7 protein-coding genes are annotated in these 10,047 nt (G+C 64.4%); 2 read left to right on the forward strand and 5 right to left on the reverse strand.

The features are described 5' to 3' along the window. A partial coding sequence (gene ligA, locus Mlute_RS12350) for an NAD-dependent DNA ligase LigA (protein WP_119360927.1) occupies positions 1 to 1,584 on the forward strand: 1,584 nt, incomplete at its 5' end. Between the two features lie 4 nt (positions 1,585 to 1,588). Here ligA and Mlute_RS16495 read toward each other — a convergent pair. From Mlute_RS16495 to Mlute_RS12375, 5 genes are all read right to left on the reverse strand, one after another. Continuing rightward, the gene (locus Mlute_RS16495; protein ID WP_119360928.1) at positions 1,589 to 4,138 is read right to left on the reverse strand and encodes a G8 domain-containing protein; all 2,550 of its coding nucleotides are present in this window, start codon (positions 4,136 to 4,138) and stop codon (positions 1,589 to 1,591) included. 86 nt (positions 4,139 to 4,224) lie between these two features. After that, complete coding sequence (locus Mlute_RS12360; protein WP_147371084.1) at positions 4,225 to 5,793, reverse strand: O-antigen ligase family protein; 1,569 nt, start codon at positions 5,791 to 5,793, stop codon at positions 4,225 to 4,227. Further along, positions 5,790 to 7,142 carry an undecaprenyl-phosphate galactose phosphotransferase WbaP gene (gene wbaP, locus Mlute_RS12365; protein ID WP_119360932.1) on the reverse strand — a complete coding sequence of 451 codons (1,353 nt, stop codon included), beginning with the start codon at positions 7,140 to 7,142 and terminating at the stop codon, positions 5,790 to 5,792. The genes Mlute_RS12360 and wbaP overlap by 4 nt, the downstream gene beginning before the upstream one ends. Before the next feature lie 177 nt (positions 7,143 to 7,319). Then, positions 7,320 to 8,303 (reverse strand): mannose-1-phosphate guanylyltransferase, encoded by a 984-nt coding sequence (locus Mlute_RS12370; protein WP_119360930.1) that lies wholly within the window; start codon positions 8,301 to 8,303, stop codon positions 7,320 to 7,322. A gap of 5 nt (positions 8,304 to 8,308) precedes the next feature. Continuing rightward, positions 8,309 to 9,697 (reverse strand): phosphohexomutase domain-containing protein, encoded by a 1,389-nt coding sequence (locus Mlute_RS12375; RefSeq protein ID WP_119360931.1) that lies wholly within the window; start codon positions 9,695 to 9,697, stop codon positions 8,309 to 8,311. Positions 9,698 to 9,877: 180 nt separating this feature from the next. Between Mlute_RS12375 and Mlute_RS16630 the strand changes: the two genes are divergently transcribed. Further along, positions 9,878 to 10,047, forward strand: a 170-nt coding sequence (locus tag Mlute_RS16630) for a transposase (RefSeq protein WP_182482564.1), incomplete at its 3' end; no start/stop codon positions are given.

A 10,047-nucleotide genomic window follows, 5' to 3' on the forward strand; every position in this document is an offset into this window, starting at 1 on the left:
GGGGTGGTGGGGGAGGAGGTGACCCCCAACCTGCTCTCCATCCCGGACATTCCCCGCAGGCTGCCCGAGCCCCTTGACCTAGAGGTGCGGGGCGAGGTCTACCTGCCCATAGAGACCTTTTTGAGGCTTAACGCCGAGCTCGAGGAGGCCGGCGAGGCCCCCTTCAAGAACCCCCGCAACGCCGCGGCGGGGAGCCTCAGGCAGAAGGACCCCAGGGTGAGCGCCCGCCGGGGTTTGCGAGGGCTTTTTTACGGGGTAGGGCGGCACGAGGGGCTGGGGGTGCGCACCCAGCTCGAGCTGCTGGGGTGGCTGGCCGAACTCGGCTTCTCGGTAGAGCCCCACCACCGCCGAGCCGTTGGGGTAGAGGGGGTGGAGGAGGGCTACCAGGCCATGCTGGCCCAGCGGCGTAGCCTGCCCTTTGAGGCCGATGGGGTGACGGTAAAGCTCAACGACCTTTCCTTGTGGGATGAGCTCGGCTACACCGCCAAGACCCCGCGCTTCGCCATCGCCTACAAGTTCCCCGCCGAGGAGAAGCCGACCCGGGTGCTGCGGGTGGTCTTCCAGGTGGGGCGCACCGGACGGGTGACCCCGGTGGCCGAGCTCGAGCCCATTCTCCTGGACGGCTCCACGGTGAGTCGGGTTACTCTCCACAACGAGAGCTACGTGCAGGAGCTGGGTTTGCGGATTGGCGACACCGTGCTCGTGCATAAGGCCGGTGGGGTGATCCCGGAGGTGCTCCGGGTGCTCACCGAGGCCCCTCGGGGCGAGCGCCCGGTGGAATGGCCCCGCCACTGCCCGGAGTGCGGCAGCGGGCTGGTCCTTTCGGGAAAGATTCACCTCTGCCCCAATCCCCTCTGCCCGGCCAAGGCCTTTGAAGCCATCCGCCACTTCGCCAGCCGGCGGGCCATGGACATTCAGGGCCTGGGGGAAAAGCTCATTGAGCAGCTTCTTGGGGCCGGCCTGGTGCGCGACGCGGCCGACCTCTATGGGCTCAAAAAGGAGGACCTGGCCGGGCTCGAGCGCATGGGGGAGAAGAGCGCCCAAAACCTTTTGGAGCAGATTGAGACCAGCAAGGGCCGGGGACTGGAGCGGCTGCTTTACGCCTTGGGCATCCCCCAGGTGGGGGAGAGCACCGCCCGGGCCCTGGCCCGTCGTTTCGGGCACCTAGACCGCATCCTAGAGGCCAGCGTGGAGGAGCTGGATGCGGTTCCGGATATCGCCGAGGCCACCGCCCAGGCCATTCACCAGGCCCTGAGCCAACCTCAGATGCGCCGCTTTATAGAGCGGCTTAGGGCCGCGGGGGTGAGCTTTGAGGCCAAGGAGAAGCCGCAAAGCCGTGCCTTGGAGGGTCTGACCTTTGTCCTCACCGGGGAGCTCTCCCGTCCCCGTGAGGAGGTAGCCCGGCTTTTGGAAGCCCACGGGGCCAAGGTCTCGGGCTCGGTGAGCCGGAAGACCCACTACGTGGTGGCCGGGCCTGGGGCCGGTTCCAAGCTGGCTAGGGCCAAGGAGCTGGGGGTACCGGTGCTGGACGAGGAGGGGCTAAGAGCCCTGCTGCGCGAGCGGACGGGCGTGGAGGCGTGGTAAAGGGTCAGCGGCAGAGGTCGCTCGAGCAGACGTCCAACACAGCCCAATCGCGCCCCACCTCGTTCTTCACCCTCAGCTTGAGGTAAAGCCAGCCTCCCTCGCTCCAGTAGCGGTCCCCGCTGCTGGCCTCAAACTCGGCCCTGGAGGCCGCTTGGGCCAGGCGGTTGCTGTTGTCTATCCAGTAGTCGCGGTAGATGTAGGGCTCGCCGCTGTAGGGGAGGGCCAGATGGATGAAGTCTCCAGGTTCGCTGTCCTCCAGCCGGAGCCTGAGCCGGCGGGGAAGCCCGCCGCTTGCTTCTAGGGTGTAGGCGCGCCCCTTGATGACCGTAGCCCCGAAAAACCTGGGGTTGTTGGGGGCCCCCCACATGCGGAAGACTGGCCGGCCACCGTCCTCGCGGGTCAGCGAAACCGGGCCGATGTTCTCCCCGCTCTCGCTTCGGATATGCAGCCGGGCGTAGCCATGGCCGCAGACCCCAGCGTTCCACTCCGGCCGCACCTCGCAGCTCGTGTCCAGCAAGAAGGGGTGGTTGAGCACCACCGCGTGGCCCCGTCGGCCGCTCACCGAGCCGTCTAGGTCTATGAAGACGCCGCCCCGGTAGCCGTCGGCGCTCTGGCCCTTGCTCAGCTCCTCCGGGGTGGGTTCGGGTCGGGGAGGGAGGTAGACCGCCTTGGCGTTGGTGAAGCGGGCGCCCTGGGCAAAGTTGCGGCTGTCTATGTCAAAGCTGGTGAAGCGAAGGTAGCTCAGGGCCCCCGCCTCGCGGACGGTACGGTAGGCACCCTGGGCGTTGTGGATCTCCAAGGGCTGGAAGTTCACGAACTCCACGTTGCGGAAGCCCACCTTGCCGTCGTAGAACTCAAACCCCCGGATGGGGAAGTTGTCCTGAATGGGGCCGGCGCCGCTGGCCCAGGGGCGGGGGAGGCTGCGGCCGTCGGCGCCGCGGAACTCCCAGTTGCGTGGGAACCCTTTGTTGGCGCTGTCCCCCACGATGAGGGAGTCCTCCAGGGTGGTGGCCCGGGAGGCGAAGGTAACCCCGATGGCGTTGTCGGCCAGCCGGGCCCCCACCACCTTGTGGTTCAGCCCCCGCAGCCAGATGGCGTTGCCGCGGTGCTTGTAGGCGGTGAAGTTTTTGAACTCGGCCACCACCGGAGGGTTGACGGCGTCGTTGTACTGGTTTTGTGTATCGGCCGGGTAGGTGCGGGGGTTGTAGACGGTGGTCTCGGGCTCTAGGGTGTCCCGGTTGGGGCCGCGGTCCACCATCAGCCCGTCCCAGCTCGAGTGGGCCACATTCCCCGAGAACTCCCCCAAAGGGGTGCGGCGGGGCCAGATGGTGGTGGTGGCCGAGGGGCCGGTGGGGTTTTCGGGTAGGGCGTACCAGAAGCCGACGCCGTCTGAGCCCGCGGCCACGTTGTTGCGCACGATGTTGGCGGGGTGGGTGATCCAGAAGGTGGCGGGGTTCTTGTCGGTGGGGATGACCGGCTGCTCCCCTTGGCTGGCCTCGGGCCGACGGGTCAGAATGCCCAGGTTGCCCTCCAGCAGGTTCTGGGTCTCGGCCCCATCCTCCAGGAAGTAGCAGTGGCCCACAGCATCGTAGGCCACGTTGCCCACCACCTCCAGCCCGCTGGTGGCGTGGATGGTGATGCAGCGGTTGAAGCTTTCGTGGATGGAGCTGTGCTTGATGTACTGGCCCCTGGCCTCGCCCACCAGGTGCCAGTGGACGGGGTAGCGGGCCAGCCGATTGCGCTGGCCCATGCGGCGGAGCTCCACCCCCGAGATGCGCATGACGCTGCCCATCATGGCCATGATGTGGCCGCCAAAGCCGCTGCCGGCCGAAGCCTCGTCGCCCTGCACCACCACGTTGCGCGAGAGCAGGCCCACCTCGCCGCGCTGGTCCACACCAAAGGTGACCTCGCCGAAGTGGGGGAAATCAAGGGGCCGGTCCAGGGTCAGGGTGTTGCCCGAGATGGCCACGATGGTGCGCACCTCGGCCTGGCGGGGGTCGTAATCGGTAGAGGCCAGCACAATGCGGTCGCCCACCCGCCATCCGCTGGCCTCCAGCACGGCGATTTCCCGGGCCCCCCGGGGGGTGCTTTGGGCCAGCTTGGTCCAGCCTCGGCGGGGCTCCCCGTGTAGCTCCAGCACCCCCCCCATGACCCCCAGCACCTTGGTGCCCATGCCCATCTGGTCTTCCTCCGGGTTGTTGCCGGTGAGGGTGATGACCGCCCGCTGCCGGAAGGGCTCCTGGGGGGTACCGACCTCCAGCCGCCCGTGGACCATAATCCAGTCGGCGCTGAGCTCTAAGTCCTTGCGGTCAAAGCGGAGCACCCCATAGATGTTAAGGCCCCTTAGGGGAGGCGGGCTCACGTCCAGGACGACGCCCAGGTCGGGGGGAATGTTGACCACCTCGTTGGCCCGGGGAACCTGGCCGCTGGGCCAGGTTCTGGGGTCCGACCAGGCCCCCCAACGGCTGGGGCCGCTGCCGCTAGAGGGTTCAGAGCAGCCCGCGACCAGCGCCAGGAGTGCAGCCCAGAGCCAATTTAGTCCGATGCGCTTCATAGCCAGGCTGCCTGCCCGCGGGGCAGGCCACTCCCACAGCCTAGGGAAGCCCCTGCCCCTCCGCGTTTGAGCCGGGTTAAGCCGGCTTAATGCGGCCTTTGGGCCAGGGCGCTGGCCGTGGCCAGGATGAGGGGGTAGTAGACCCAGGCCGAGAAGAAGGTGAAATCGGTGGTGTTGAGGAGCAGAATGGCCCCCAGCAGGACAAGCGCCGGCCAGGCCCGTCGGGCAACCAGTGCCCGCGCCCCCCCTGCCAGCCAGAGGCCAAGCCCCAGGAGGGACAACAACCCTCCCTCGGCCAGCAGGTGCAGCCCCAGGTTGTGGGCGTGGCCGGGAGTGTACTCAATGGCCCCGCTGGGTGGGTGCAGGTCAAAGTAGAGGGGGAAGTGCCCGAAGCCAACGCCCCCCAAAGGGTGTTCGCGGAAAGCCTGCCAGGCTACCTGCCAGAACTGGAGCCGGGCCTGGGCGCTGTGGTCAAAGGCTACCTGGGCCAGGCGGCCCAGCAGCCCGGGCTCCGCAAGGGCCACCCCGGCCAGCAAGCCGCCCATACCCAAGGCCGCCCAACGGTAGCGCCCTAGGCTCCACCCCCAGCCCAACCCCAGAAGGAGCAGCGCCCAGAAGGCGGTGCGGCTCCCGGAGAGCCAGAGCGTCAGGGTGGCCACCGCCAGCGCCACCCCACCCAGCCGCCGGCCCCCCAGGACCCAGACCAGGCCAGCCGCCGCCACCGCGCCGTGGCCCAGGAAGTTGGGCTGGGGGGTAAGGCCGGCCACCCGTGCGCCCTCCCCGGCCTCGAGCCACTGCCACCCCGCGTAGCCCAGGTGGGCCAGCATGCCCACCAGCACCGCCAGCGCGGCGGTAGGGGCAGGCGTCTGCTGGCAGAGCCACACCCCCCCTTGCAGGACCAAAAAGCCCATCAGCGCGGCCCCCACCCACCACTGCAGCCGCCAGCCCAGCTCCCTCAGGCCGGTGGGGCCCATCCGGTAGGGCGAGGGGGTGGGGGCCCGCTCGAGCTGCGGCCAGCCCACCTCCAGGTAGGTGAAGTCGCCTCCCTCGTTCAAGAAGTCAATCGCCCGCACTGCCCCGTCGCCCTCCTGGGCCGTGTAGCGGGCCCAGACCCGCCACACCCCGGGGGCCACCGGCTCCATCTGCGTGGGCACCGGGTGGTGGCCTCTTTGGGTGAAGAAGGTGATGGTGAGGCGGGCCTGGGTGCCGTCGTGGCGCAGGTAGAAGCTCTGGGTGTAGGTCTGGCCCGGCTCGAGGGGGTACCACCGGTCCTCGAGGAACTCGCTGAACTCCCGCCCCGTTTTGGGGTTGTGGCGGGGAATGCGCCAAAATCCCTGTGCCACCCGCTGGGCTATCCGCTGGCCCCCGTCCTCGTGGTTCCACCCGAGAAACCCGTGTAAGATGGGGCTAATCGGGTTGGGCCGGTCACTTTTGGCGGTGGTTACATAGTCCGGCGGGCTCAGCGTAGGGACAAACCCCTGAGAGGAAAGCCCCTGGCCTACCGTGCCCAAAAGGGCCATCCCTAAGAATGCCCAGCCCAGGTAGGGCTTTCTGCTATGCAGCAAGCGCCAAAGGCCCACCAGGGCGGCCAGCGCCGCAAACCAGGGGGCCTGTAGGGGCAAGAGCGCAAGGCCCAGGCCCGCCCAGCGGCTCAATAGGCCCCCTTGCCTGCCAGCACCACCCATACCGTGCGTGCCAGGATGTATAGGTCTAGCCAGACCGACCAGTTGCGGACATAGTAGCTGTCTAGGGCTACCCGCTCGGGGTAGGTGGTATCGTTGCGACCCGATACCTGCCACAACCCGGTAAGACCAGGCAATACCCTCGTATAAAGGGCGAAATTGGCTCCGTAGCGTTCTATTTCGGCCTCTACAATGGGCCTTGGCCCCACCAGGCTCATCTCACCCCGCAGCACGTTCCAAAGCTGGGGCAGCTCATCCAAGCTGGTTTTTCGTAGAAAGCGCCCCGTACGTGTGATTCTGGGGTCGTTTCGCAACTTCTGGTCGCGCAGCCACTCTTCTTTTAGCTCGGGGTGGGTTTCTAGGTATTTTGTGAGCACCGCGTCGGCATCTGGCACCATGGTACGAAACTTCCAGGCCTGAAAGGGCTTTCGGCCATGTCCTATACGGTTTTGTGTGTAGAAAATGGGCCCTGCGGAATCGAGTCGCACCAGCAAGGCCAACAAACAACAAACGCCAATTATTATGGGCGAGAAAAGCAGAATGAGCCCCACATCCAGCAGCCGCTTGGCCAACCTCGAGCCCCCCCGCAAAAGGTTTTGTCGCACCTCGAGGCCCAGCACCCCCCCTATATCCTTAGAGGCAACCCAGAGGCTCGAAAAACCGAACAGATCGGGTACCACAATAAGGTGAGGGAATCGGTTGCCATGGGCTTCCAGCAGCTCCAAGAGACGATTTCTGGGCACCCCTGGCATGGCTACAATCGCGTGCTGCACGCCTGCTTGGGCGTACTGTTCAGCCAGGTTCAGACCCCCTTCTACCCTCACCTTGCCAATCTTCTGGCCGTGCTTGCTGGGATCGTCGTCCAGTAAAGCGATTGGCCGCAGGCCCAGCCCCGGCTGGCGCTCCAGCGCCCGCACCACCATCTCGCCGGTCTTGCCTGCCCCCAACACCAGCACCGGTGCCCCCCACCAGCTTCGGTGGGCAAAAAGATGTCGTACCAGCCCCCGCCCCAGAGGCACCAGCACCAGCGCCAGCCCCCAGGCAAAAACAAAAGCCCCCCGGGAGTAGTCGGCCCCAGCCTTGTACATGAAGGTGGCGGCCCCTAACGCTACGAAGACCAAGCTAGTGGAATAGGTCGACCGACGAAGTTCCTCTGGGGGGGCAATGCCAACACCATAGAGCCCTGCCAACCAAAAGGTCAGCGGGAACAGAAAGAGCATAGGCCAAAGATCTAGGTAGATGTCCCACAGCAGCGAGCGGTCCCAGAGGTATCGGAGATAGATGGCCAGGCCCATTGCAATACTTATTGCAGCAAAATCCATGACCAACAGCAGCGAAAAGCTTAGGAAATGGATGGTGAAAGTTTTTTGTTTGAACGGTGCCAATGATACTTTGGGGTTGACCTGCTGCACCTTTGCCTCCACAACTAGGTCAGCACGACTAGGTTAGTACGCTCTTGCGGGTTTCAGCTGGCTAGACGCGACCTCTGGGCAGATCCCTCAATGCGGCTTTTTCCCCATCTTTTCTGCTTCCCCTAGTTGACGCAACACCTCCTTGAGCCTTGCCACCTGGTTCTTGCGGGCGATGAGGGTTACTTGGTCTTCTCGCACGATCACCACGTCTTCTAGACCGATGGTCACGACGATCTCTTCTCCTGCCCCATAGATGATGGTCCCCTTGGTGTCAAGCCCCACATGTCGGGCCAAGACCACGTTGCCCCCTTGACTTTGAAGATGCCGTTCTAGTGCAGTCCAGTCACCTAAGTCATCCCATGGGAAGGAGGCGGGAGTCATGTAAATGCGTTCGCTCTTTTCCATGAGGGCATAATCTAAACTCACCTTCTCCCCCTGGCCCTCCAACACCCAAGGGGCATGGCGGTGGAACTCCTCGCACCACACCTCCCTGGTTCCGAGAAAGATTCCGGCGTTCCAATAATGTACGCCGCTTTTGTAAAGCTTCTGCGCCACCTCCTCCTGGGGCTTCTCCAGGAAGCGGCGCACCCGATAAACCTTAGGGACTACCTCCTCCCCTCGCTCTAGGTAGCCGTAGCCCGTAGCCGGGTAGGTGGGAACCACCCCTAGTGTAAAAAGGCCCGGAATGCTTTGCGCAGCGGTAAAAAGACGTTGGAGGTCCATTCGGAAGGCCTCCTCATCGCCGATGTGGTTATCGGCGGGGAAGAAGGCGACAAGGCCCTCAGGAAGCTGCTTCAAGGCGAAAGCTACTGCAAAGGCAGTGTCCTTGGGCTCGGGTTCCAGAAGAAGGTTTTTCTTGGGCAAAGCGGGTAGGTGTTCCTGCACCAAAGCCTCGAGGTGGGGTGGGGCCACCACATACACCCCTCTTTCTCCAAATAGGGGAATCAGGCGGTCAAAGGTAGCCTGCAACAGGCTCTTGCCCCCAAAAAGCCGCAGGAAGGGTTTAGGCCGCTTGGGGGTGGAAAGGGGCCAAAAGCGCTCCCCCTTACCCCCAGCTAGGATGACCGCCATACGCTTCACGCTCCCACCCCCACCAGGGCTTTTCCTTCCCTTAGCAAAGCACTCACCAGCTCTTTCCGTGTTGCCTCTGCGTATAACCTAAGCACAGGCTCCGTCCCCGAGGTACGGAAGAGAAGCCAGCCTTCTGGGAAGATCCACTTCACCCCATCTAGGGTATCCACCTTCACCGGCGCCGTGCCTGCAAGCGGCCTCGGCTCCTTCAGCCTGTCCAGGTTCACGGGAGCCTTGAGGGGAAGGTCCTGCCTTTCGTATGCGTGAGTCAGGCCCGTGAGAGCCTCTGCCTCCCGGAACTGGGAAGAAAGGTCCTGCTCCGCATGGGCCACGGCCTCTACCAAAATTAGGCTCGCCAGAATGCCATCTCGCTCTGGCAGGTGCTCCGGAAAACCCACCCCACCCGACTCCTCCCCACCCAGAAAACACTCTCCCTTCAAGAACTCTTCCTTGATCCACTTGAAGCCGATAGGGGTGGTGGTGACCCCAAAGCCCAGCTGCTCCCCCAGTCGGTCCAAAAGCCAGGTTACGGCGAAGTTCTTCACTACCCGTCCTCTGAACCCCTTGCGGAAGCGGTAGAGGGTTAGGGTAGTGAGAACCTGGTGGGGGTTGAAGAACACCCCCCCGGGCAGCACCACTCCTACCCGGTCCCCATCCCCATCAGTGACCACGGCCAAGCTGGGAGGGGTTTCAGAGGACATTACCGCCCGCGTCACTTCTAGGTTCTTGGGGATAGGCTCAGGATTCACCCCGTGAAAGAGAGGATGGGGTTCCTCTCGAAGGGAACGCACGGGGGTTTCCAGACCCACGTGACGGAAGAAGCCCTTCAGAAAGCCCGCCCCTGCGCCGCCCATGCTGTCGTGGTAGAGGGTACCCGGGAAACGGGCCAAGGCTTTCAGGTCCACCCTCTGGGACAGGGCATCGTAGTAGGCGGTCCGTAGGTCCACTTCCTCCCAAGCTCCCTCAATAGGTTTTGCTGCTTCGGGCACCAAGGCCTCTATAGTCTGGGCTACCTCGGGCGCTATGGGTCCCCCCATGGCGTCCTTGAACTTTACTCCTAGGTACTGGGGAGGGTTGTGGCTGGCAGTGAGCATGACCCCCCCCGCCGCCCCTAGGCGGCGCACGGCGAAGGAGAGCAGGGGAGTGGGCACGGGGCCCTGGAGGAGCACAACTTCCAGGCCCATTCCTGCAAGGTGCCCGGCCAGGGCTTGGGCGAACTCCCGGGCTAGGAAACGGGTATCGTATCCCACCACCGCCCGTTCCCCACCCCTTTGCCAAAGGTAGCGGCCATAGGCCTCAGCCAGGCGGTGTAGGGTGGCGAAGGTGAAATCTTTAGCGATTATGCCACGGTAGCCTTCGGTGCCTAGCGTGATGAGAGTAGGAGCAGAAACCATTAGAAACAATCTACCACGAGAATAAGCGAGGACTAGGGCGTAGACCTTGGCTCTGTGTGAAATCGCCCCCTTTCCGAGTCTACTGAAGCCTAGGACGCTCGGCAAGGTAAAGCCAGAACGTTTGGAGAGCCGGTTTGAGGGTAGCGTAGCGTATTTTGTGGGTTAATCTGGAGGTGTCCGATGACCCAAGATGAGCTCCGGCGGTTGACCAAGGAGGAGATCGGCCGGCGCATCCGGGAAGGGGTGAAGGCGGTCCTTGAGCGGGTGCTGGAGGAGGAGATGACCGAGCACCTGGCCGCCGGTTACCGGGGGTACACACCCAGCCGGCGGGGGGAGCGCAACGGCCACTA

Source organism: Meiothermus luteus (genome assembly GCF_003574085.1).
Classification (GTDB): domain Bacteria; phylum Deinococcota; class Deinococci; order Deinococcales; family Thermaceae; genus Meiothermus; species Meiothermus luteus.